This window comes from Micromonospora marina (assembly GCF_900091565.1).
Lineage (GTDB): Bacteria > Actinomycetota > Actinomycetes > Mycobacteriales > Micromonosporaceae > Micromonospora > Micromonospora marina.
Map to the genome: position 1 here is coordinate 304,853 of NZ_FMCV01000004.1, position 22,804 is coordinate 327,656.

Annotated in this window: 19 protein-coding genes; 7 read left to right on the forward strand and 12 right to left on the reverse strand. The window is 74.2% G+C overall.

What is annotated here, in order from left to right:
* Positions 1-2,241, reverse strand: a complete 2,241-nt coding sequence (locus GA0070215_RS07995; RefSeq protein WP_091043452.1) for an ATP-binding cassette domain-containing protein — start codon at positions 2,239-2,241, stop codon at positions 1-3.
* A gap of 61 nt (positions 2,242-2,302) precedes the next feature.
* On the opposite strand from GA0070215_RS07995, the gene GA0070215_RS08000 reads away from it, so the two are divergent.
* From GA0070215_RS08000 to GA0070215_RS08015, 4 genes are read left to right on the forward strand one after another with little or no spacing between them, the layout of a single operon-like run.
* Complete coding sequence (locus GA0070215_RS08000; protein ID WP_091043456.1) at positions 2,303-3,262, forward strand: helix-turn-helix transcriptional regulator; 960 nt, start codon at positions 2,303-2,305, stop codon at positions 3,260-3,262.
* A gap of 47 nt (positions 3,263-3,309) precedes the next feature.
* Positions 3,310-3,885, forward strand: coding sequence for a helix-turn-helix domain-containing protein (locus tag GA0070215_RS08005; RefSeq protein ID WP_091043459.1), 576 nt, complete (start codon positions 3,310-3,312; stop codon positions 3,883-3,885).
* Positions 3,882-5,162, forward strand: a complete 1,281-nt coding sequence (locus tag GA0070215_RS08010) for an MFS transporter (protein ID WP_091043463.1) — start codon at positions 3,882-3,884, stop codon at positions 5,160-5,162. The genes GA0070215_RS08005 and GA0070215_RS08010 overlap by 4 nt, the downstream gene beginning before the upstream one ends.
* Before the next feature lie 19 nt (positions 5,163-5,181).
* Positions 5,182-5,799 (forward strand): GNAT family N-acetyltransferase, encoded by a 618-nt coding sequence (locus tag GA0070215_RS08015; protein ID WP_091043468.1) that lies wholly within the window; start codon positions 5,182-5,184, stop codon positions 5,797-5,799.
* A 74-nt stretch (positions 5,800-5,873) separates the two neighbouring features.
* On the opposite strand, the gene GA0070215_RS08020 is transcribed toward GA0070215_RS08015, so the two are convergent.
* On the reverse strand, positions 5,874-11,648 hold the full coding sequence (locus GA0070215_RS08020) for a WD40 domain-containing protein (RefSeq protein ID WP_091043736.1): 5,775 nt from the start codon (positions 11,646-11,648) through the stop codon (positions 5,874-5,876).
* A gap of 108 nt (positions 11,649-11,756) precedes the next feature.
* Here GA0070215_RS08020 and GA0070215_RS08025 point away from each other — a divergent pair, with 108 nt between their 5' ends.
* A complete protein-coding gene (locus GA0070215_RS08025) occupies positions 11,757-12,989 on the forward strand; it encodes an SLC13 family permease (protein ID WP_091043469.1) in 1,233 nt (410 codons plus the stop codon).
* Between the two features lie 77 nt (positions 12,990-13,066).
* The gene (locus tag GA0070215_RS08030) at positions 13,067-13,966 is read left to right on the forward strand and encodes a GNAT family N-acetyltransferase (RefSeq protein ID WP_091043473.1); all 900 of its coding nucleotides are present in this window, start codon (positions 13,067-13,069) and stop codon (positions 13,964-13,966) included.
* A 17-nt stretch (positions 13,967-13,983) separates the two neighbouring features.
* Here the strand turns inward: GA0070215_RS08030 and sigJ are convergent, their stop codons facing one another.
* Complete coding sequence (sigJ, locus tag GA0070215_RS08035) at positions 13,984-14,844, reverse strand: RNA polymerase sigma factor SigJ (RefSeq protein WP_091043477.1); 861 nt, start codon at positions 14,842-14,844, stop codon at positions 13,984-13,986.
* A gap of 138 nt (positions 14,845-14,982) precedes the next feature.
* Between sigJ and GA0070215_RS08040 the strand changes: the two genes are divergently transcribed.
* Complete coding sequence (locus GA0070215_RS08040; RefSeq protein WP_091043481.1) at positions 14,983-15,759, forward strand: SDR family oxidoreductase; 777 nt, start codon at positions 14,983-14,985, stop codon at positions 15,757-15,759.
* 16 nt (positions 15,760-15,775) lie between these two features.
* Here GA0070215_RS08040 and GA0070215_RS08045 read toward each other — a convergent pair whose 3' ends face one another.
* The 9 genes from GA0070215_RS08045 to GA0070215_RS08085 all read right to left on the reverse strand — a co-directional run bounded on the left by GA0070215_RS08045 (position 15,776) and on the right by GA0070215_RS08085 (position 22,667).
* A complete protein-coding gene (locus tag GA0070215_RS08045) occupies positions 15,776-16,159 on the reverse strand; it encodes a hypothetical protein (protein WP_013286524.1) in 384 nt (127 codons plus the stop codon).
* Positions 16,159-16,602, reverse strand: a complete 444-nt coding sequence (locus tag GA0070215_RS08050) for a hypothetical protein (protein ID WP_013286525.1) — start codon at positions 16,600-16,602, stop codon at positions 16,159-16,161. The genes GA0070215_RS08045 and GA0070215_RS08050 overlap by 1 nt, the downstream gene beginning before the upstream one ends.
* Positions 16,586-17,629 (reverse strand): hypothetical protein, encoded by a 1,044-nt coding sequence (locus tag GA0070215_RS08055; RefSeq protein ID WP_091043485.1) that lies wholly within the window; start codon positions 17,627-17,629, stop codon positions 16,586-16,588. The genes GA0070215_RS08050 and GA0070215_RS08055 overlap by 17 nt, the downstream gene beginning before the upstream one ends.
* A gap of 127 nt (positions 17,630-17,756) precedes the next feature.
* Positions 17,757-18,158, reverse strand: coding sequence for a VOC family protein (locus GA0070215_RS08060; RefSeq protein WP_091043490.1), 402 nt, complete (start codon positions 18,156-18,158; stop codon positions 17,757-17,759).
* Positions 18,159-18,182: 24 nt separating this feature from the next.
* Positions 18,183-19,085, reverse strand: coding sequence for an inositol monophosphatase family protein (locus tag GA0070215_RS08065; RefSeq protein WP_091043492.1), 903 nt, complete (start codon positions 19,083-19,085; stop codon positions 18,183-18,185).
* A gap of 15 nt (positions 19,086-19,100) precedes the next feature.
* Complete coding sequence (locus tag GA0070215_RS08070) at positions 19,101-19,754, reverse strand: sulfurtransferase TusA family protein (protein WP_091043494.1); 654 nt, start codon at positions 19,752-19,754, stop codon at positions 19,101-19,103.
* Positions 19,751-20,752: a hypothetical protein gene (locus tag GA0070215_RS08075; RefSeq protein WP_018784175.1), complete on the reverse strand. Its 1,002-nt coding sequence runs from the start codon at positions 20,750-20,752 to the stop codon at positions 19,751-19,753. Before GA0070215_RS08075 ends, GA0070215_RS08070 begins: the two co-directional genes overlap by 4 nt.
* A gap of 55 nt (positions 20,753-20,807) precedes the next feature.
* Complete coding sequence (locus GA0070215_RS08080; protein WP_091043497.1) at positions 20,808-21,584, reverse strand: methyltransferase domain-containing protein; 777 nt, start codon at positions 21,582-21,584, stop codon at positions 20,808-20,810.
* Positions 21,585-21,722: 138 nt separating this feature from the next.
* On the reverse strand, positions 21,723-22,667 hold the full coding sequence (locus tag GA0070215_RS08085) for a TolB family protein (protein ID WP_244166911.1): 945 nt from the start codon (positions 22,665-22,667) through the stop codon (positions 21,723-21,725).
* Between the last annotated feature and the right edge of the window lie 137 nt (positions 22,668-22,804).

Sequence of the window (22,804 nt, forward strand, 5' to 3'; positions counted from 1 at the left end):
TCAGGCCGGGGCCGCCTCGCGCAGTGCGCGTGCCGTGGCGGTGCCGGTGATGTCCGCGACCGGGCCCTGGTAGAGGATCCGCCCACCGCGCCGGCCGGGCCCGGGGCCGAGGTCGATCAGCCAGTCGGCCCGCCGGATGACGTCCAGGTGGTGTTCGACGACGACAACGGTGTGCCCGCGGTCGATGAGCGCGCCGAGCACCTCCAGGAGCGTGTCGACGTCGCGCAGGTGCAGCCCGGTCGTCGGCTCGTCGAGGACGTAGAGCGTGGGACCGGCGGCGACACGCAGCTCCCTGGCGATCTTGACACGCTGGCACTCGCCGCCAGAGAGGGTGGACAACGGCTGGCCGAGCCGGAGGTACCCGAGTCCGGCCTCGTCCAGGTGGCCGAGCGCGGCGGCGATCGTCGCGTCGCCGAGCCGGTGGAGCGCCTCGGTGACGGTGAGGTCGTCCACGTCCGCGATCGACAGCCCGTCGACCCGGTGACGCAGCGCCTCGGCGGTGAAGCGGCGCCCCCGGCAGCCGTCGCACGTCGTCTCCTGACCGTCGAGGAAGGCCAGGTCGGTGTAGCGGACGCCGAGCCCTCCGCAGTCGGGGCAGCCGCCTGCGGAGTTGGGGCTGAACAGGGCGGCCGGCACGCCGTTGCGCCGGGCGAACAGCCGCCTGATCGCCGCTGCCACGCCGGTGTAGGTGACCGGTGTGGAGCGCCGGCCGGCGCTCACCGGCCGCTGGTCGACCGACACGCCCCCGTGCTGGGCGAGCAGCTCCGCGGCGAGGCTGGACTTGCCGGACCCGGCGACGCCGGTGAGGACGGTCAGTACGCCGGCCGGGATGTCGACGGTCAGGTTCCGCAGGTTGTTGCGGGTGGCGCCGGTGACTGTGTGCCGGCCGCGAGCTGTGCGGGGAGCGGCGGGCTCCGGCCGGGGACGGGACAGCGCCGCGGCGGTGGGTGTGGCGGCCCGGCGCAGCCCGGCGAACGTGCCCTGGAACACCAGCTCGCCACCTCGGTCCCCGGCACCCGGCCCGATCTCGACCACCCGGTCGGCGACCGCCATCACGGCGGGGTCGTGCTCGACGACCAGGACCGTGTTGCCCTTGTCCCGGAGCCGGCGCAGCAACGTCGTCATCGCTTCCACGTCGGCGGGGTGCAGTCCGACGGTCGGCTCGTCGAACACGTACAGCATCTCGATCAGGCTGCTGCCCAGGTGCTTGACCGTCTTCACCCGCTGCGACTCGCCACCGGACAGCGTCGTGGTGACGCGGCCGAGGTGCAGGTAGCCGAGCCCGATGGTGACCATCGCGTCCAGGCGCGCCCGGAGCGCGGCGACGACCGGCGCCACCGCCGGTTCGGTCACGCCGGGCACCCAGTCGGCCAGCTCGCCGATCTCCATCCGGGCCAGCTCACCGATGGTCCGCCCCCGTACGGTGGCGCTGCGGCTCTCCGGCTTGAGCCGGTCGCCGCGGCAGTCCGGGCACCCGTCCGAGCGGGTGAACCGGGCGATCACCTCCCGCTTCCGGTCGGAAAGATGGTCCGGGGTACGCAGATAGATCCGCTCGAACCGCTCGACCACGCCCTCGTAGTCCTTCGGCACGCCGCCGCCGAGCCGGGCCGCCCGCTCGCCCCCGTACAACAGCGCCTCCCGCTGCTGCGCGGTCCAATCGCGCAGCGGGGTGTCGGCGTCGAACCCGCCGACGCTCGCGTACCGGTCGTACCAGTAGCCGCCGTCGCCGAAGCCGGGCAGCAGGATCGCGCCGTCCTTGAGCGATCGGTCCGGGTCGAGGAAGCGCTCGACGGCGCTGACCACGACCTCGCCGAGTCCCGCGCACGTCGGGCACATGCCGGCCGGGTCGTTGAAGGAGAAGTGGTTCGACTCCCCCACGTACGGCCTGCCGACGCGGGAGAACAGCAGGCGCAGGTAGGTCCAGGCGTCAGTGGCCGTGCCGACGGTGGACCGGGCGTTGCCGCCGAGCCGGCGCTGGTCGATCACCACCACCGGGGAGAGGCCGTCGATCCGGTCGGCCTCGGGCCGGCGCCATCTGGGCAGCCGGTTACGGGTGAACGGTGGGAACGTCTCGTTGAGCTGGTGGCCGGCCTCGGCCGCGACGGTGTCGAACACCAGCGACGACTTGCCCGAGCCGGACAGGCCGACGAACACGGTGACCCGCCCCCGGGGGACGTCCAGGTCGACGGACTTGAGGTTGTGCGTCCGGGCGCCCCGGATCCGGATGCTGCGTTGTGCCATTGCCGGACCGTACGACGGGATGTGGCCGGAAACTGGCCGCGATCATCGCGAGAATGGGGGCATGGCCGACGTCACGCAGCGCATGCTCGCTCTTCTGTCGACGCTTGAGACCGGCCGGGCGTTCACCGGGGCCGAACTGGCCGCCCGCCTCCACGTCAGCCCGCGCACGCTGCGCCGCGACGTCGAGCGGCTGCGCGGATACGGCTACCCGGTGCGGACGCAGCCCGGTCCCGGCGGCCACTACCGGCTCGCCGCCGGGCGAGCGATGCCGCCGCTGGTACTGGAGGACGACGAGGCGGTGGCGACGCTGGTCGGCCTGGCCACGCTCGCGTCCACCGGCAGCGCGGGTGAGGGCAGTCTCGACGACGCTGCCGCCCGCGCGTACGGCAAGGTCGACCAGTTCCTGCCGAAGCGGCTGCGGCCCCGCGCCGCAGCCCTGCGCTCCGGCCTGGAGACCGGCGGCTACCCGGTGCCGAGCACCAGTGCGGAAGTAGTGGGCGTGCTCGCCGACGCAATCCGGCGTCACGAGGTGGTGACGTTCCAGTACACCGGCGCGGCAGGCCCGACGAGCCGGCGCCGGGTCGAGCCGTACCGCCAGGTCCACCAGCACATGCGCTGGTACCTGCTGGCCCACGACACCGACCGGGACGACTGGCGCGTGTTCCGGACGGACCGGCTTGTCGACCCACAGCTCACAGGGCAGGTCTTCACCCCCCGTCCGCTGCCCACGGACACCGCGCTGGACTACCTCCGCCAGGGCATGGGGCGGTCGCGGCAGCAGGTGGTGCTGACCGTCGAGGCGCCGCCGGGGACGGTGGCGGACGCCTTGCGCCACCAGGACGTCGAGCTGGAGCCCTTGGCCGGCGACCGGACCCGCGCGGTGCTGCTGCTCGACTCGTGGCAGTGGCTGGTGCTGAACCTCGCCTTCCTCGACGCCGACTTCACCGTCGAGGCACCCGCCGAGATGCGCGCGGACTGCCGCGAGTTCGGTGCCCGGCTGCGACGAGCCGGACGGGAATAAATACAACGTTTCTTGTGCATCATCTCTTGTCCGTCTAGCCTGTCGGCGTGACTGACGGAACCGGCAACCGGCGCGTGAGCGACCCGCGAGCCATGCGGGCACTGGCCCACCCCACCCGGCTGCGGCTGCTCGGCGAGCTGCGCCTGCGTGGCCCGCAGACGGTCGGCATGCTGAGCGAGCGGACCGGTGAGGCGGTCGGCTCGGTCAGCTACCACGTCGGCAAGCTCGCCGAGCACGGCTTCGTGACCGCGGCTCCCGAGCTGGCCCGGGACCGGCGCGAGCGGTGGTGGCGGGCGGCGCACGCCACCACCGACTGGGATCCGCTCGAACTGCTCGACGACCCGGAACGCTGGCTCGCCGGCAACCTGCTGCGCCAAGCCGCCATGCAGCGCTACGTGGACCGCTACCAGGCGTACCTGGACTCCGAGGCGAGCCTCGACCCCGCGTGGGTCCGCGGCACCACCAGCAGCGACATCGTGCTGCGCCTGACCCCGGCCGAACTGGTCGAGCTGCGCGACGAGCTGTCCGCGCTGGGCCGGCGATGGCAGGAACGCGGCGCACCCGGCCGGCCCGGCGCCGAGATGGTCACGCTGATCTGGCAGGCGTACCGGGGGCCGCAGTGAACCGCGACCGCTGGCCCCTGGCCGGGCTGCTGATCGGGCACGCCGTCTCGCTGACCGGCAACGTGCTCACGCTCATCGCGCTGCCGCTCTACGTGCTGGCCGAGACCGGCTCACCGGCGGCCACCGGGCTGGCCGGGGCGTTCGCCACCGCGCCCGTGGTGCTCGGCGGCGCGTTCGGCGGCGTGCTCGTCGACCGGATCGGCTACCGGCGTTCCAGCGTGCTCGCCGACGTGATCTCCGGCGGGACGATCGCCGCCGTACCCCTGTTGCACGCCACCGTCGGCCTGCCGTTCCCGGCGCTGCTGGCCCTGGTCTTCGTCAGCGGGCTGCTCGACACCCCGGGGCAGACCGCGCGCACGGCGCTGCTGCCGGAGGCGGCGGAGGCGGCCGGGGTGCCGATCGAGCGGGCCGTCGGCTGGGCCGAGGCGACCTCGCGCGGCGCCCGGATGATCGGGGCGCCGGTGGCCGGCCTGCTGGTCGGCGTGTTCGGCGCGCTGCCGGTGCTCGCGGTGGACGCGGTGACGTTCGGGGTGTCGGCGCTCGTGGTGACGCTGCTGGTGCCGCGCGGCCTGAACCCGTCCGGCGACGAGAGCGAGCCGGAGGCCGCTGGCTACTGGCGGCAGTTCGCGGCCGGGCTGCGCTTCCTGGTCCGCGAGCCGCTGCTGCGCGCCATGGTCCTGCTGGTGCTGGTGACCAACCTGTTCGACGCGGCCAAGAGCCAGGTGCTGCTGCCGGTGGTCGCCGAACGGGAACTCGGCGGTCCGGCGGCGTTCGGCCTGCTGGTGGGCGTCATGGGTGGTGGAGCGCTGGTCGGCTCGCTGGTGTTCAGCGCGATCGGGCACCGGCTGCCCCGCCGGGCCACGTTCGTCACCGCGTACGTGCTGTGCGGAGCGCCACCACTGTGGGCGCTCGCCGCCGCGCCGCCGCTGCCGGTGGTGGTCGCCGTGGTGGCGCTGGCCGGGCTGGCCGCCGGCTCGCTCAACCCGCTGATGGGCGCCGTCAAGCTGGAGCGGGTGCCGCCGGCCATGCGGGCCCGGGTGTACGGCGTGATCGGCGCGGGCGCGTGGGCGGCCATGCCGGCCGGAGCGGTCGGTGCGGGGTTCGCCGCGGACCGGTTCGGCCCCACCTCCACGCTGGTCGTGATGGGTGCCTGCTACCTGCTGGTGGTGCTGACGCCACTGCTGGGCGGCCCGTGGCGGGACATGCGACGACCCACTGTGGAGCGGCAGCGCGAGCCGGAGCCCACACCGGAACGCCAGCGGGAAACGCTCCCTTGACACCGGCGTGCCCGCGCCGATGAGCGGGTTCACGGCGGAGCCCATCCCGACCGCACGGCTGAGCCTGCTGCCGCTGGCCGTCGAACACGCCCAGGAGATGGCCGCCGTCCTCGCCGCCCCGGCGCTGCACACCTTCATCGGCGGTGAGCCCGCCACCCCGGCGGCGTTGCGGGCCCGCTACGAGCGGCTCGTCGCCGGCTCGCCCGACGCGGCCGAGTCGTGGTGCAACTGGATCATCCAGCTCCGGGACGACGGCCGGCTGGCCGGCTTCGTCCAGGCCACCGTCACCGCGCCGGTCGGTCCGTCCCGGCACGCCGCCACGGCGGGTGCGAGCGCGGTCGGCCACCGGCACCTCGACGAGTCGACACCGGTCACCGCGGGACCGGTCGCGGAGATCGCCTGGGTGGTGGGCACACGGTGGCAGGGGCGCGGGATCGCCACCGAGGCCGCCCGTGGGATGGCCGGCTGGCTGGGGCGGCGCGGTGTGCGTACCCTGATGGCCCACATCCATCCCGACCACCGCGCGTCGGCGGCGGTGGCCACGGCCTGCGGCCTGACCCCCACCGATCTGTGGCAGGACGGCGAGGTCCGCTGGACCGGTGCAGCCGCCCCGCCACCCCCGCCTGCCCGGAGTTGACCAAGGAGTTCGCGTCGGAGACGACGTCGAACCCGGACACGAACTCCTTGATCACCGGGAGCGGCGCCGGGGGGTCAGAAGGGGGCGTCCACCGGCAGGCGGCGGACCTGGGTCAGGTAGGGGTCCAGCTCGCCCACCTCGAAGCGGCACGTGCCGATGACGTGCCAGAACTGGCCGCCCGGGTCGCCGTCCAGCTTGTACCGGCCGTCCGGGCTGACCGCCGCCCACCCGTCCGGCAGTCCGATCAGCGTGGTGCGCATCTGGGCGTGCTCCGGGTCGGCCACGTCCCACAGCCGTACCGTGCCGTCGTCACCGGCGCTCGCGAGCAGGCTGCTGTCCGGACTGAAGTGCACCGACCAGACGCGGCGGGTGTGCGCGGCCAGGGTGCCGTGCAGCCGGCCGGTGACCGGATCCCAGAGCCGGATCACCAGGTCGTCCCCGGCGGTGGCGAGCAGGTTGCCGTCCGGGCTGAACGCGCAGGACCAGAGCCGGCCGTCGTGTTCGGTGAGCACCAGCCGCCGCTCGCCGGTGACCGCGTCCCAGACCACCGCCGTGCCGTCGTTGCCGGCGCTGGCGAGCAGCGTGCCCTCGCTGTTGAAGCCGACCGAGTAGACCCGGTCGGTGTGGTGTTCGAGGGTGAGCCGGCAGGTGGCGGTGGCGGCGTCCCAGAGGCGTACCGTCTGGTCGTCGCACCCGGTGGCGATGGTCTCGCCGTCGGGGCTGAACGCGACGGTGCGCACACGTCCCCGGTGCGGGGTGAGCGTGGCGAAGTGCCGGCCGGTACGGCGGTACCACAGGCGAACCGTGTCGTCGTCGTTCGCGGTGGCCAGGGCGTCCCCGTCCGGGCTGAACGCGACCGCCCAGACATGATCGGTGTCCACGTTGAGTTCGCGCTCGTCGGCGCCGGTGTCGGTGTTCCACAGGTGCACGCCGCCGTCGCCGCTGGGCGTGGCCACGAGCGGCTCCTCGGGACAGAACACCACCGACAGCAGACGGTCGGCCGGGCTGGCGAGCTGCCGCAGCAGGCGGCCGGTACGCGGCTCCCAGAGCCGGATCACGCCGTCGTTGCCACAGGCGGCGAGCACCCCGCCGTCGTCGCGGAAGGACAGCGCGGTGACGCGCCGGCCGTGCCCGCGCAGCGTGTGCTGGAGCTGCCCGGTGCGGACGTCCCACAGCCGGGTGGTGCCGTCGTTGCTGCTCGTCGCCACCTGGTTCTGGTCCGGTCGCCAGGCCACCGGCCAGACCGAGCCGCGGTGCCGGGTCAGCTCGTGCCGCACCTGCCCGTCGTCGGTGTCCCAGAGCTGGATCGCGCCGTCGCTGGCGGCGGTGGCGAGCAGGCTGCCGTCGCCGTTGAACCGGACGCTGTAGATCGCGCCGCGTTGCCGGCCGAGCACCCGCACCGGACGGCCCGTCTCAATCTCCCACAGCCGCAGCGCGCCGTGCGTGTCGCCGGTGGCCATCAGCGTGCCGTCGGGGTGGATGTCGAGGGCGTACACGTCGGCCTCGTGGCCGCGCGGCGCGCGCAGCAGTTCGCCGTCGGTGGCCCGGCGGATCCAGATCCGGCCGTGCTGACCGACGGCGGCGAGCAGCCGGCCGTCCGGCGAGTGCACCACCCGGTAGACCACCTCCGGCTCGCGTACCTCGAACGCCAGCCTGCCGGTGGGGATGTCCCAGCCGCGGACCGTGCCGGCGCTGTCGGCCACCACCACCCGCCGCCCGTCCGGGCTGAACGAGGTGCCCCAGATCGGCGCGACGTGGCCGGGCCACTCGTGCCGCAGCCGGGCGCCGCGCACGTCGTACAGCCGCACCACGCCCGCGGCGTCGCCGACCACCAGGCGGCTGCGGCGGCCGTCGGTGAGCAGCGGCCACACCCAGCCGGTGAAGACGTCCTCGATGACGTGCCGCACGTCGCCGTGGTCGGCGTCCCACAGCCGTACGGTGAGGTCGGCCGAGCCGGTGACGAGCTGGTGGGACGCGGCGTCGTAGCGGACCGCGTAGACCCGGGACCGGTGGCCCGCGAGCGTCCGCACCGGCAGCCCGGTGGCGGTGTCACAGAGCAGCACACCACCGTCGTCGCTGCCCACCGCGAGCACCGCGCCGTCCGGGCTGTACGCCACCGGCACCGGCAGCCGGCCCACCTCGAAGCCGTAGCCGACGCCCACGGCGGGCGGGGCCAGGCCCGGCGCGACCGGCCGACCCGGCGCGACGACGGCGCCGCGCAGTTCCGGGGCGCGCAGCAGGGCCGCGTCGGCGCTGACGTCGATCAGCGCGGTGCGGTGCCAGCTGCTGCCGGCCACGCGCGCGCCGCGCAGGTCGGTTCGGAACAGACGGGCCCCGGCCATCTCCGCGTCGCGCAGGTCCGCCCCGGCGAGGCGGGCCTGGTCCAGGCGGGCGCCGCGCAGCCGGGCGTGTTCCAGCCGCGCCTCGCTCAGGTTGGTGGCGACCAGCCGCGCGTCGGTCAGGTCGGCGCCGGTCAGGTCGGCGCCGGCGAGTTCGCGGTGGGACAGGTCCTCGCCGCGCAGCACCGCGCCACGCAGGTCGGCCCGGTCGGGCAGGCGCAGGCGGGCGGACAGCCGCAGCGCGTTGGCGCGCAGCGTCTCGCCCGCCGACTCGTCACCGAGCACCCGGGCGGTCCAGGCGGTGCAGCGGGCCGGGTCGGCCAGGTCGCCGAGGAACTCCACGGCGAGCGCGGACAGCGACCGTACCGCCAGCGCGGCCGGCTCCTCGCCCCGGTTGATCTGCTCGGCCACCCTCTCGGCGACCAGCCACTCCATGACCGAGGTGTGGATGAACCCGAACAGCCCGTCGTCGGTACGGACCAGCAGGCTGCCCGCGCCGACCGCGTGCGCCGCCTGCGGGCCGGACAGCCGCGAGTCGGCCCGCCCGGCGAGCTGGCCGGTGGACTCGGCCAGCTCGGCCAGGCGAAGGTACGCCTCGCCGCTCTCCCACATCTGGAACGCCAGCCGGCTCACCGCCTGCCACAGCTCGGGCCGGCGCAGGCTCACCGGCGCGCCCGGGATGCCCTGGGTGCGGCGCTCCTCGAAGTCCAGCCAGGACTCCAGGATCTCCCGGTACAGCGCGGCGGCGCTGAACGTGCCGCCCGCACCGGCCACCGCGGCGAGCCGCCCCTCGTCGAGGTTGGCGATGAAGCCGAGCATCCGCGGGTTGCGGGACAGCCCGAGCAGGTCCTTCACGCCGGCGAGCAGGTCCATCCGCTCGCGGGCGGCCTGCTCGTCGCCGCCGTACCGGTTGCGCAGGAACGCCTCGATCTGCCCGGGGTTGAAGTCCTCCACCGCCAGCACGCGCCGGTGCGGCAGCAGGCCGACCCGCTCGCCGAGCGCGGTCAGCACCTGCGAGTTGGTCTTGAAGTGCTGGGTACGGCTGCTCACCACGATCTTCGCGTTGCCCTCGGCTGCCTGGAGCAGCGTCTCCAGGTGGTCGGCCGCCCGGTCGTAGGTCACCCGGGCGACCAGCTCGTCGAACCCGTCGAACAGCAGCACGATCCGGCCCTGGCGCAGCATGTAGCGGAACGCCTTGAGGTCGATCACCTGCTCGCCGTGGTTGGCCAGGTGCGCGGCGACCAGGCCGTCCACCGAGTGCGCCTTGTCCAGCGCGCGCAGCTCGACCAGGATCGGGATCAGGTCGGGCGCGGCGGTGGGCAGCCGGCGGGCCACCTCCCGCAACGCGAACGTCTTGCCCCGGCCGAAGTCGCCGAGCACCAGCACGAACCGGCCGTCCGGCGCGTAGACGGTCTCCAGCAGCTCGTCCACCACGTCGTCGCGGACGCGCTGGTCGGCGCCGACGAGGTGGCGGAAGCGCTGCGGCACGTACTGCCCGGGCGGGTAGAGCCGGTCGGCCTGGAGCCGGGCGGTCTGCGCGGCGACGTACTCGCGCAGGTCGAGCAGGCCCTGGAACTCGGTCAGGTGCAGCACGCGGACGCCGCGCCGCTGCGCCTCCTCCGCCAGCCCGCGCGGCACCCGGTCGCCGTCGTAGACCAACTCGGAGGCGATGTCCGGGTCGGTGGCGTGCACCCGGCGGGCGAAGACGTCCACGTCGGCCGCGGTGGGGGTGCCCACGTGCGCGCCGACGCGCTGCTGGCGGACCACCCCGTCGGAGCGGTAGCTGATGTACAGGTGCGGCGGGTCGGTGCCGACGTGGCGCACCACCACCCGGTCGTAGCGGGCCTCGCAGACCTCGGCGAGCCGGTCCAGCAGCCGCTGCACCGGGGCGACCGGAGCAGCGGCCGCCGCCGCGCCCTGGGTGGCCCCCTCGACGGCGGCCGGGCGGCGCGGGTCGGGCACCTGCGCCGGGCCGGACGCGCCGAAGGTGGCCTCGGCGTGCGGCCAGGACACCGCCGTGACCGCGCCGCCGTCGCGCCGGTCGTCGCGGCCGAGCACCCAGCGGGTCATCCCGTCCGCGCCGAGCCGCAGGACCTGCGCGCGGCCGTCGCGGGGCGCGGCGGCCAGCGGCACCACCGGGTCCACCCGCGCCGACGGTGCGGCGTCGGCGAGCAGCAGGTTGAGCATCGGGCCGACCAGCCGGTTGACCGAGCCCCGGTCGCGCAGCGACACCGGGTCCGGCGGCACCTCGTCGGCGTACGGGCTGCGCGGCCCCGGGGCGTGCGCCATCGCGCCCAGCCGCAGCCAGCCGGACTGCTGGTAGTGGCGCAGCCGCTGGGCGAACCAGCTGGACTGCGCCTCGCCGAGGAAGCCGTACCGGTCCTCCTCGCGGTGGGTGATGGCGATGGTGGAGTTCAGCCCGGCCACCACCACCCGCAGGTCCGGCACGGGAAACAGGGTCCACGGCTGCTCGCTGTCGAAGATCCGGTCGTCGAGTCCCTGGTAGAGGTCGTCGAACAGGCGCGCGTAGTGCCGCCACTTCGGCCAGTACGGCGGCTGCGGGTCGACGTCGTCGGCCTCGCAGGTGGCGAAGTAGGCACGGCACGCCGCCATCGTCACGTCGCGCGGGCCGGGCACCACGACGAGCCGGTGCGGCTCCAGCCCGAGCAGCACCCGCAGGCCGGTGAGGAAGCTCAGCGCGTCGGAGAACTCGCGCGGGCTGCCCGACTCGGTGAGGTTGCCGGCGACGACGAGCAGGTCCGGCCGGGGCACACCGTCGTTCATCAGCAGCGTGAGGTCGCCCATCAGGTGCTCCTGCACCTCGCCCGGGGTGACCGGCGCGCCGGGGGTGATCACGCCCCGGCCGAAGCGCGGCCCGGCGACCTGGAGCACGGTGACGGTGTCCCGGGCGGCCGGTGGCGCCGCGGCGGCGGGCGGGAACGGCGGCGGGTTGATCGGGGTACGCCGGGCGCGGCGGGGCGCGGGCGCACCGGCGGCGGGCGCGGCGAGCACCCCGTGCGGGTCGGCCGGGTGGTGCGGGAACGCCGGCTGCCGCATCGGCTTGGCCCGGCCGTCGAGCGCCTCCCGGATGCGGTCGAGCACCCGGTTGCGGGCCTGCGCCGGGTCGTCCACGCCGACCAGGTCCACATAGGTGATGGTGGCGAGCAGGCCGTCGATCGGGCAGTCCTCGACGCGTACCGTGACGAGCTTGTTGCCGGCGCCGTCCGGGTCGGCGCGCAGCGCGGCCTGCCACTCCAGCTTGCCGTACGTCGAGTGCAGGTAGCGCTCGGACAGCACCGCCACCACCACCTCGGCCTCACGGACGCCGCGGTCCATGAAGTCGATGAAGTTGGTGCCCGCCACGAAGTCCCACGCCTGCAACAACGTGCGGTAGCCGGCGGCCTCGAACTCCCACGCCAGCCACGTCGCCCAGCGTTCGTCCGCGGGCGAGTAGCTGATGAAGAAATCGATGGGGCGGTCGGACCGGGTGGGGTGCGCGCCTACAACCACGTGGTCATTATGGCCACCGACGGTCAACAGATCGACACCCTCGGCAGCCCGGATCGCGATCGCGCCGGGCTCCTCCGCCCGCACGGGCACGTGCGAGGATCATCCCTCGTGGAGACCCCCGGCGATCCGCCGAACGCCGTGCCCGACCGCTCCCGCTGGGGCCGCCTGCACGTGCTGGACCGGATCGCGATCGGGCTGGCCGTGCTCGGTGTGGTGTGTGTGCTCACCGGGCTACTCCCCCGCGCCGACGCCGAGGCGACGATGCGGCGCATCGTCCCCATCCTGATCTTCCTCGGCACGGTGGTGGTGCTGGCCGAGCTGACCGCCGTGGCCGGGGTGTTCGACGCGCTCGCGACCCGGGTGGCGGTGACCGCGCGGGGCAGTTTCCGGGCCCTGTTCTGGCTCTGCGTCGGCTTCGCCTCGGTGACCACGATCGCGCTCAACCTGGACACCACGGCGGTGCTGCTCACACCGGTGATGATCGCGCTGGCCCGGGCGCTGAACGTGCCGCCGACGCCGCTGGCGATGACCACCGTGTGGCTGGCGAACACGGCCAGTCTGCTGCTGCCGGTGTCCAACCTGACGAACATCCTGGCCAGCGACCGGGTCGGCCTGGACCCGGTGCCGTGGGCGGCCCGGATGTGGTGGCCGCAGCTGGTCGCCGTGGCGGTGACCGCGCTGCTGCTGTGGTGGTGGTACTGGCGTCCGGCGCGCACCGGCGCCGACCCGTTCGTCCCGCCGCCGCCGTACGTGCCGCCGGACCGGGTGCTCTACCGCACCGCGCTGGCGGCCTGCCTGCTGTTCGTCGCCGGGATCCTGGCCGGGGTGGAGATCGGCATCGCCTCCGGGGCGGCCGCCGCGATCCTGGTCGCCGGCTTCGCGGTCCGGGCCCGGCACCGGCTGCGTCCGGCGCTGGTGCCGTGGCGGCTGCTGGTGTTCGTGACCGGGCTGTTCCTCGTGGTGCAGACCATCGGCCGGCACGGCCTGGACACGGTGATGGGCACGCTCATCGGCACCGACCCGGGCGCGGAGGGGGCGCTGCGGGCGGGCGCGGTCGGTGCGCTGTTCAGCAACGTGGTGAACAACCTGCCCGCATACCTGGCCGGCGAGGCGGTGATCGCGGCCGACCGGCACACCCAGTTGCTGGCGCTGCTGATCGGCACGAACGTGGGTCCGCTGGCCACGCCGTGGGCGTCGCTGGCGACACTGATCTGGTACGAGCGCTGCCGGGCCGCCGGGGTGGCCGTGCCGCTGGGCCGGTTCGTGGCCACCAGTGCCGCGCTCGCCGTGCTCGCCACCGCCGCCACCGTGACGGCGCTTCTTGTCGGTCCCGGCGCCTAGCATCGCGGCATCGCCCACCTTCGCCGGGGCGGGAAAACCGGTACGGCCCGATCCCGGGCGGTGGCTACCGTGCCCGCATGACCGCCGCACCCACGCTGCACTTCTGCACCGACCCGGGCGAGTTCCTCGCCGCCGCCGAGGCGTACCTGGCCGCCGATCCGGTGGTCGGCACGGTCGTCGCCACTGTCGCGCAGCGGATGGCGGCCCGCCGCGCCGAGGGCGTCGCGCTGCCCGAGGACGACTGGTGGCTGGTGGTGCGCGACGCCTCCGGGGCGGTGGTGGGCGCCGCGATGCGTACCGCGCCGTTCCCGCCGCGACCGCCGTTCCTGCTGCCGATGCCCGAGGCAGCCGCTGTGGCGCTGGCCGGGGCGTGGCACCGGCGCGGCGAGCGGGTCCGCGCGGTGAACGGCGCGCTGCCCGCCGCGCGCGCCTGCGCCGACGAGGTCGCACGCCTCGACGGCGGGCGGGTCGCTGTGGCCCAGCACACCCGGCTGCACCTGCTCGACCACCTCACTCCGCCCGCACCGGTGCCCGGCGCGTTGCGGGCGGCCACCACCGGCGACGTCGACCTGGTCGCCGCCTGGTTCGGCGCGTTCATGGACGACGCCGACGAGCAGGCGGGCCGCCCGCGCGGGACGAGCGCCCACGAGACGCCCGACCCCGCCGAGCTGCTGCGCCGCATCCGGGACGGGCGGGTCTGGTTCTGGACCGACGAGGCGGGTGCTCCGGTGCACCTGACCGCCGCCAACCCGACCTCGTTCGGCGTGGCCCGCGTCGGGCCGGTCTACACGCCACCGGAGCAGCGCGGACGCGGCTGGGCCGGCAACGCCGTCGCCGAGGTGTGCCGGCTGCTCACCGCCGAGGGCGCGCGGGTGTGCCTGTTCACCGACCAGGCCAACCCGGTGTCGAACCGGCTCTACGCCCGGCTCGGCTTCCGCCCGGTGGTCGACATGGCCAACCTGGCCCTGGTCGACTGACGGTCCGCGACTCCGGGTCAGCCGGCGAGGCCGAGCGCGGCCAGCCGGCGCGGGTCGGCGATCACGTCCACGGCGGCGATCCGGCCGCCGGTGACGGTGAACGCCATCACCGACAGCGGGCGGTCGCCGGCGGTCACCAGCACCCCGGCGGCGCCGTTGACGAGCACCGGCCGGGCGTGCGGGAACAGCCGGCCGAACGTGGTGGCCTGCGCCGCCACAGTCGTCGCGCCGGTGAGCACGACCGTGTGGCGGGCGCGGGCGGTCCCGGCGTCGGAGCGCAGCACCACGTCCGGGTGCAGCACCGCGATCAGCGCGTCGAGGTCACCGTCGCGGGCGGCGGCGAGGAAGGCGTCGACCACCGCCCGCTGCCGGGACAAGTCCGGATCGGGGATGGGCGCCTGCCCGCGTACCCGGCGGCGGGCCCGGCTGGCGAGCTGCCGGGCCGCCGCCGGCGAGCGGTCGACGAGCGGGCCGATCTCGTCGAACGGCACGCCGAACATGTCGTGCAGCACGAACGCGAGCCGCTCGGCCGGGGTCAGCGTGTCCAGCACCACCAGCAGCGCCAGGCCCACCGAGTCGGCGAGCACCGCGGCGTGCGCCGGATCGTCGGCGCCGGTGTCCACCACCGGATCGGGTAGGCGTACGTCCAGCGGGTCCTCCCGGCGGGCGGCGCGGGACCGCAGCGTGTTGAGGCTGACCCGGGCGACCACAGTGGTGAGCCAGGCGTCGAGGTTCTCCACGGTGTCCGCGTCGGTGCGGGACAGCCGCAGCCAGGTCTCCTGCACCGCGTCCTCGGCGTCGGTGAGCGACCCGAGCAGCCGGTACGCCACCGCGCGCAGCCGTGGCCGCTCCCGCTCGAACCGCTCCGCCAGGTCCATCACCTGAGCCTCCCCTCCCGCACATCGACTCGACCCGCGCCGGGTCACCGATGTGACCACAGGTGACAGCCGTCACACCTGTCACGTCGGCAGGCCGGCGCGGGTCGAGGTGGCAGCACCGACAACGGGAGGACGACGATGAACGCACCCATTCTGGTCACCGGCGGCACCGGCACGATCGGCCGGCACGTCGTGCCGCTGCTGCGCGCCGCCGGGCACCCGGTGCGCGTGCTCAGCCGGCGCGGCGGGCGGCCCGGCGACGGTGTCACCCACGTGGCCGCCGACCTGCTCGGCGGCGCGGACCTCGGCCCCGCCCTGAGCGGGGTGTCCACTGTGCTGCACCTGGCCGGCGGCGCGAAGGGCGACGACCGTGCCACCGCCCACCTGGCCCGCGCCGCGCACCGGGCAGCTGTGGCCCACCTGGTGCACATCTCGGTGACCGGCGCCGACCGGGTGCCGCTGGCCTGGATCCGGTCCAAGCTCGACGCCGAGCGCGCGGTGACGGACTCCGGCGTGCCCTGGACCGTGCTGCGCGCCGCGCAGGTGCACGACCTGGTGTTCACGATGCTGACGGCGATGACGCGGCTGCCGATGGTGCCGGTTCCGGGTGGGCTGCGGTTGCAGCCGGTCGACGCGGCCGAGGTGGCGGCCCGGCTGGCCGAGCTGACGCTGGGCGCACCGGCCGGGCTGGTGCCGGACCTGGCCGGGCCGGACACGTACGGCATCGGCGAGCTGCTGACCGGCTACCTGACCGCCGCCGGGAAGCGCCGGGCACGCCTGCCGGTACGCATCCCCGGGCGGGCCGGCCGGGCGTACCGGGAGGGCGCGAACCTCGCCCGGCCGGGCGCCGCGAGAGGTGTGCGGACCTGGACCGATTTCCTGGCTGACCGGATGCCGTCGCGGCCGGTCGCCTGAGCCGCCGGAGCGCCGCTCAGCGAAGGGTCAACCAGGCCGCCCCGGTGGCGGCGAGGATCACCGCGCCGAGCCCGGCCAGGCTCCAGCCGCCACGGTCGATGCGCCGGCGCACGGCCTGCCGGTCCGGGCGGAAGTCGTCGAACGGGCTCGACCGGAACCAGAAGCGGGCGTACAGCACCATCACCGCTCCGAACACCAGAGCGAAGCCTCCGGTCAGCGCCGCGCTGCCGAGCACCCACCCGTCGGTGAGCACGCCACGGATTCCCACCCGCCCGGCGACGACGGTTCGGACGACCTGCACGATCCCGTTGACCACTCCGAGCGCGACACCGACACGTCCGGCGACGAGCCAGATGCCGGCCTCGCGCCGACCGCCTGCCGCGTTCTCCGTCCGCGCCATCACAGGCCCCGTGGCTCGATGGGGAAGCGGCCGAGACGCAGGCGGCTTCGATCCTGCCTCACCTCGCTCCACCGCTCGTCGTGGCTCAGCAGCGGCAGCAGCTCGCGCAGCATGTTCACGGTGGCGACCATCAGCTTCTCGTCGCGGTAGATCTGGCTCAGCAGCGGCTTGACGACGCTTCGGCGGAAGGTCCCGGCGAACCACGCGACGACCACCGTCGCACCTGCCGCGACGCCCGCCCCGGTCCACCAGTCGGACGCCGACACGGCCGCGACCAGGCCCACGAGGACCAGTACGGCCAGGACGACCGCCCGCAGTGCCTCGTACCAGCGCAGCCGCTCCCGCGCCGCGTCCACCCGGGTCAGCAGGTGCTCCGCGCCACCGAGGAGCCGCTCGAACTCCGGGCCGGACAGGTCACCGCCCCGCTCAGGATCCCAGCCCACAGAACTCTCCCACGGTCGTCCGGAGGCTCCGCTGCACCGCGGCGAACTTCATGTCGTCGAACATCGCCTGTTTCTCACCGACTCCAGGGATGAAGCGGTAGTCCTGCCGGCGACCGGCGACCGGCAGCACAGCCAGCCGGGGGCGATTGCGGTGGCCGAAGGCACGGATGAGAGTGACCAGCTGTCGCTGGAAGTCCGATGTGGGCTCACCGTCGGCGCCCGGCAGGTAGTACTCCTCGACCTGGCCCAGCTGGTCGGTCCAGTAGAGGTCGGCCTTGGTGACCGCCAGGACGAACCAGAGGTCCTTGGCGGCCGGATTGTCGACCCAGCAGGGCATCAGGTTCTGGCAGAACCGGGAGAAGTGTTCGAGTTCGACGTTCCGGTTCTGCGCCCAGAGCTGCTCGGACGGCGACGGGATCGCCGCCTCGACCTCGCGGGCGATCTGCTCGGCCCGGTCCCGCCGCTCCTCCTCGGTGGGCGTCGCGTCGAGGGATGCCTGCCACTGCTCCCAGAGCCGGGCCTCGACCTGCCGGCGGAGTTCGTCCTCACGCCGTTGCCGCCGCTCCTCGAGGACGTTGACCTCGCGGGGATCCCACGGCTCGTCGTACCCGGCGGCGGCGACGTAGATGACGCCCGTCGGGTGGTTCGGCGGCTTGAGCATGGCGTCCCACTTGTCCACCTCGCCGGAGGAGTAGTCGCCGCCCGCGGTCTGGCCGGGGCTCACCACCAGCGTCACATGGGCCTGGCGCCGGCCGGCCGCGAGCACGAGGCGGTGCGGCACATGGTCCTCGTCCCGCTGCCGGATGTAGCCGTTGTCGCCGAGCAACGCCTGGTACAGCGCGCTTTTCCCGACCCCGCGCTGGCCCGCCACCAACACCGGGATGATGTCACTCGTGGGTCGTCGCGTGGTCTCGGCGATCGACACCCGCCCGCCACCCGAGTGGCCGGCGCCGGAGTTGTCGACAGCGGACACGACCCGCGACCAACGGTCCCGCACGTCCGTCCAGTACTCGTCCGGCTCACCCATGGCACGGCCCGATCGGCCGGCCGGTTTTCGTCTGATGTGGACTGCTCAGCGAGAACACGCGAGGAGCCTAGCCACGGCGGCGTGGCATCGAATCGTATGATCAGGCGGCAACATCCGGCACGTACGGTCAGGCGCCCGTGACGGGGTGGAACTGCTCGCACATGACCTCGTAGCCGTCCGGGTCGAGCCCGTAGAAGATCCGCGCCCATCCCACGTCCTCCGGCTCCAGCGTCACCGGCAGCCCTTCGTCGCGCCACAGCGCGTACGTGGCGTCCAGGTCGACGGTGGGCACGGTGAGGACGACACCGAGCCCCGGCGGCCCGGCCTTGACCGCGCGTTCCCGCTCCGCGTTGTGGTGCCCGTGACGGTGCATGTCGGACAGGACCAGCCAGGTGTGGCCGAACGTGAGGTAACGCAGGTTCGTCTGGTCGGTCTGCGGGATCTCCTTGAAGCCGAGTCGCAGGTAGAGCCGGTGGGAGCGGTCCAGGTCGCGGACCCGGAGCCCGAGCTTGAGTTGTCTGGCGGCCATCCCGCCGAGGCTAGCCGAAGCGGCTCACCAGCCGACCGAGCCGAGACCGACCGGGGTGAGGCGGCGTACCTGCGGCTCGATCCACTGTGCCGCGGTGACCAGTTTGACCAGCCGGTCGATGGTCTCCGGTGGCCCGGCCACGAAGCTGCGCCGGTCGGCGGGGCAGCCGTACCGGTCGTCGAACGTGCCGCCGTCGAGCGCGCGGACCGCCATGCCGGCCTCGACGGCGAGCAGCATCCCGGCCGGCAGGTCGACCGCCTCGGGACGGTAGCCGACGATGCCGTCGATGTCGCCGCGGGCCAGCATCACCCAGGACAGCAACGGCGCCCACAGTTGCAGCACCCGGCGGGCGCTGGTGTCCAGCACCACCTTCAGCGCCCGGGCGGTGCTGTCGTCGCGGCGTACCTCGTGCCCCTGGGTCCAGGCCAGCACCGGCGCGGACGGCACCGGACGCCGCGCGGCGCGCAGCGGCCGCGCGGCCGGGCCGGACTCGTGCACGAACGCGCCCCGGCCGCGCACCGCCGACCAGGTACGGCCCGCGACCGGGTCGTGCACCACGCCGAGCACCGGCGAACCGTTGTCACACAGGGCGATCCCGACCACGTACGCGGGCAGGCCGATCGCCACGTTGTTGGTGCCGTCGAGCGGGTCGACGAGCCACGTCCAGGTGGTGTCCGGGGTGTACTCGCCGCCCTCCTCGGCGATCACGCCGTGCTCCGGCCAGCGGGCCCGGATCCGGTCGACGATCAGCCGCTCGGCGGCCAGGTCGAGGTCGGTCACCAGGTCACCGGTGTCGTTCTTGGCTCGGGCGTGCACCTCCCTCCGGGTGCCCCGGCGCAGCAGGCGGCCCGCCGCCTGCGCGGCCTGCACCGCGAACCGGTGCGCGTCGCGCAGGTCGGGCCCGCCTCTGCTCGGCTCCACGTCCATGGCTCCTCCAGCCAGTCAGCCCCGTGCCACCAGTCGCGCGATCTCCCGCGCCATCCGCGCGGTCTCCGCCGCGTCGCAACGGTCCCGGCGTACCCGGTGGCTGCGCCCGTCCACCGCGCCGAGGCTCAGGTCGCAGGCGCCGGGAGTGGTCCGGCCGAGCGCCACTGTCACCGCCGGCTCACCGGCGTCGACCTCCGAGGTGTGGAAGCCGCCGGCGCGCAGCGCGTACGAGTCGCCGGCCGAGTGCGTCTCCACCGTCGCGGTCATCGCGGTGACCAGCCGGTCGGTGGCGGCCATCTCGTCCACCTCGCCGAGGCTGTGCACCTCGTAGATCCGCCAGGCCGGGTCGGCCGGCGCGTCGTCGACCTCGATCAGCTCGTTGCGGACGGTGCCGTGCAGCACGTGACTCAGCAGGTCCCAGCTGTGCGAGTGCATGGTGGAGGTGGTCGGGCGCACCGGCGGCGGGTCGGCCGGCCAGGCGTGCACGCAGATGCCGTCCGGGCCGTCGCGTTCCACGGGCAGGCAGGTGAAGCCGAGCGGGTGCCGGACCGCGCGCAGCGGCCGCCGCCCGTCGGCGACGTCGCCGAGCACGTCCAGCACCCAGCCGCGCAGCATCTCCGGCCGGGTGCCCCGGTCGATCTCCCGTGCGAGGTCGGCGTAACTGGTCATGAGTAGGGGTTCCTCGCCTGGACGGCCTTGCCGATGATGTCGGCGACCTCGCGGTCGCCGAAGGACCGGGGCAGCGTCAGGCCGAGGGCGGTGAACAACCGCCGTACCTGCTCGACCGACGGCTCGTCGTCGAGCTTGACCTGGGCCGCCGCCTCGATCGGCACGCGCCGGCTCTGCCGGCGGCTGTAGTCCAGCTCGATGTTGAAACGGTTGTAGTAGACCTCGCCGCGGTCGACGCGCAGGGCGGGGGTCTGCGGGTTCTCCTGGGTGATGACGACGCAGGAGGAGGACAGGTCGTAGCGGAAGGTGGTCATCTGCGCGGAGAGCCGGACGTCGACGGTGAGCAGGCCGGAGCGTTGCAGGTGCCAGCAGGCGGCCAGCACCGTCGCGTACGACTCCTTGCGGGTGCGGTCGACGGTCCACGGCTCGCCCGGCGCGTCCGGGTCGAGGCTGCGCCGGAACCGCGCGTACCGCTCGCAGACCTCCTCGTCGGTCGGGTCGATGATCTCGATCGCGACGGTGAGGGTGGCGTTGCGCCGCCGGGCGTGGTCCAGGCAGTCGGGCAGCGTGACCGCGCGCAGGAAGGTGCCGGTGCCGCCCTTGAAGCTCCACTGGTCGGTGTGCCGCCGCGCCTCGGCGAGCGCCTGCCCGACCTCGCTGCCGTGCAGCACGCGCACCATGGAGACGCTGTCGATGGCCTCGCGGGCCCGGTTCAGCGCGCCCTCCGGGCCGGTGATCTCCTGCATCTGCGGCACCAGGTCCGTCAGCCGGTCGCGGGTGTCCGAGATGACCTGTCGGACCTCCCGCTCAGTGGTGCGGCGGCGCAGCCGGTCCCGCAGCATCGCCTGCGCGAGCAGGCCCAGCACCAGCAGGATCGCGCTGTTGACGACCTCCTGGTCGACCGCGTTGGTAAGGCCGAGCACGGACACCGTGAGGGCCAGGACCAGGCCGATGAACGCGTCGAGATTGGTCACGACCCAGGCGAGCAGGCGCGTCATGACATCCCCCGGTCGACGACGGAACCCCCATGATAGCCCGTTGTCAATGTCTTCATCACACCCTGTTATGCGGTGGTGGCGGTACGCCGTGCCGGCGGGCCGCGCAGATCAGCGAGCCGCCGAGCCCCGGTGCGGCGCGGGCCAGCCGGCGCGAGGCCACCCACCGGCCGCCCGGCAGCCGCCAGCCGACCTCGTTGGAGCGCAGCGCCACCGGCGTGAACCCGGCCCGGCGCAGCGTCCGGCGCAGCAGCGAGGCGGTGAACGGGCGGATGTGCAGCCACAGGTACGGGTGCAGCGGGTCGACCTGCCGTGGCGCCCGGCCGGCGAGGAACGCCAGCCGGTCCTGCACCGGCGCCAGGTTCGGGGTGGTGAGCACCAGCAGGCCGTCGGGCACCAGCACCCGGTGACACTCCCGCAGCAGCGCCAGCGGGTCGTACACGTGCTCGATCAGTTCCCCGGCGAGCAACCCGGCGAAGCTGCCGGCCCGGAACGGCAGCCCGCGGGTGGCGTCCAGCCGGACCGGCAGCGCCCGCCCGCCGGCCGCCGCGCGGGCCGTGCGCAGCGCCGTCTCGGCCATGTCCGCGAGCACCACCGGGCCGGGCAACGCGGCCGGGTCGAGCATGCCGCGCGGCCCGCAGCCCAGTTCCAGCACCGGCCCGCGCCGGGTCACCCCCTCGGCCATCAGCCCGGCCGCGACCGCGCGGCGCACCCGGTGGTACGGGTCGTCGACGTACCCGTCGACCTCGGCGCCGTCGTGGTAGCGGCAGAGGTTGGCGTGCCTGCCGTGCGCCTGCGCGCGTTGCGCGGACGTCCCGGTCGGCGGCTCGGCCATCACACCTCCACAGCGGACGCCGGCCCCGACGGCGGCGTCCGCCCCCAAGCCTCGCACCGCTTCCGCCGTCCGGGGCGCACATCCACCCGGGGTACGACGCGGCGGCCGGTCGTCCGGCCGCCGCGCCGATCGGGTGAGTCAGACGGCCCGGGCCCAGTCCAGCCGGGTGCTGTCGTCGTACTCGTCGCCGGGGATCCACCACTGTTCGCCGAAGCCACTGGTGGACACGATGATGTTGCCGCCGTCGGGGTACTCGTTCTCCGGTGGGATCGACAGTGCGGCGCAGTAGCGGCCGTCCGGGGAGAACACCGGCGACAGGTAGAACCGGGGCTCGTCGGTGAGCTTCTTCAGCCCGGTCCCGTTGATCCGCACCGAGGCGAGGGACTGGTTGCGCGTCTCCAGGTCCGGATACCAGCGGTCGGTGCAGAACACCACGCGCCCGGAGTGCGGCGTGAAGACCGGCGAGAGGAACATCTCGCCCGGCGCCGGCGTGTAGATCGGCCGCACCGCGGCGGTCGCGAGTTCGAGCACCCGCAGTTGCCAGCCCTGCGAACGGCTGCGCCACCTGACCACGATCATCGAGCCGTCCCGGGACCAGTCCGGGTCGGTCATCGTGTGCCCCTCGACCAGCAAGCGGGTGCCGCCGGTCGCCACGTCGACGGCGATCAGCCGGTCCCGGTTCCCGCCGGTGACCAGCGCGATCTCCCTGCCGTCGGGCGACCAGGTCGGTGCACCGTAGTGGACGCCGAACGGGTCGGCGAGCAGTGTGCGCTTCTGGCCGGTGATCCGGTCGTACACGGCGACGAACGGCTCCAGCGTGCCGTCGCCCGAGCGGGCCGTGTTGACCCATGCCACGTACCGGCCGTCCGGCGAGGTCTTGGCGTGGTCCCCGTTCGGCAGCAGTTCCCGCGGCGTGGTGCGGCCCGGGTCGACCTGGAGCACACCCCAGCCGACGCTGACCAGCCACGACCCGTTCACCACGTCGGCGGCGGCCGCGGGCGCGGCGGTGGACGCGGCGGCCAGCCCGGTCGCGGTGGCCAGCCCGGTGAGTGCGGCGGTGCGCAGCAGGGCACGACGATTCATTGCTGTCATCCGGCAACCCCCGTGTGAGACGTGGCCTCACCCTCCCGAGTGGATCGACGCACGGGAATCGGACGAGTGGCCGCTTCACGCTCGGCTGCTCGTCCTTCACCGCTGGTGAGTGCGCCGCAGACCGGTAC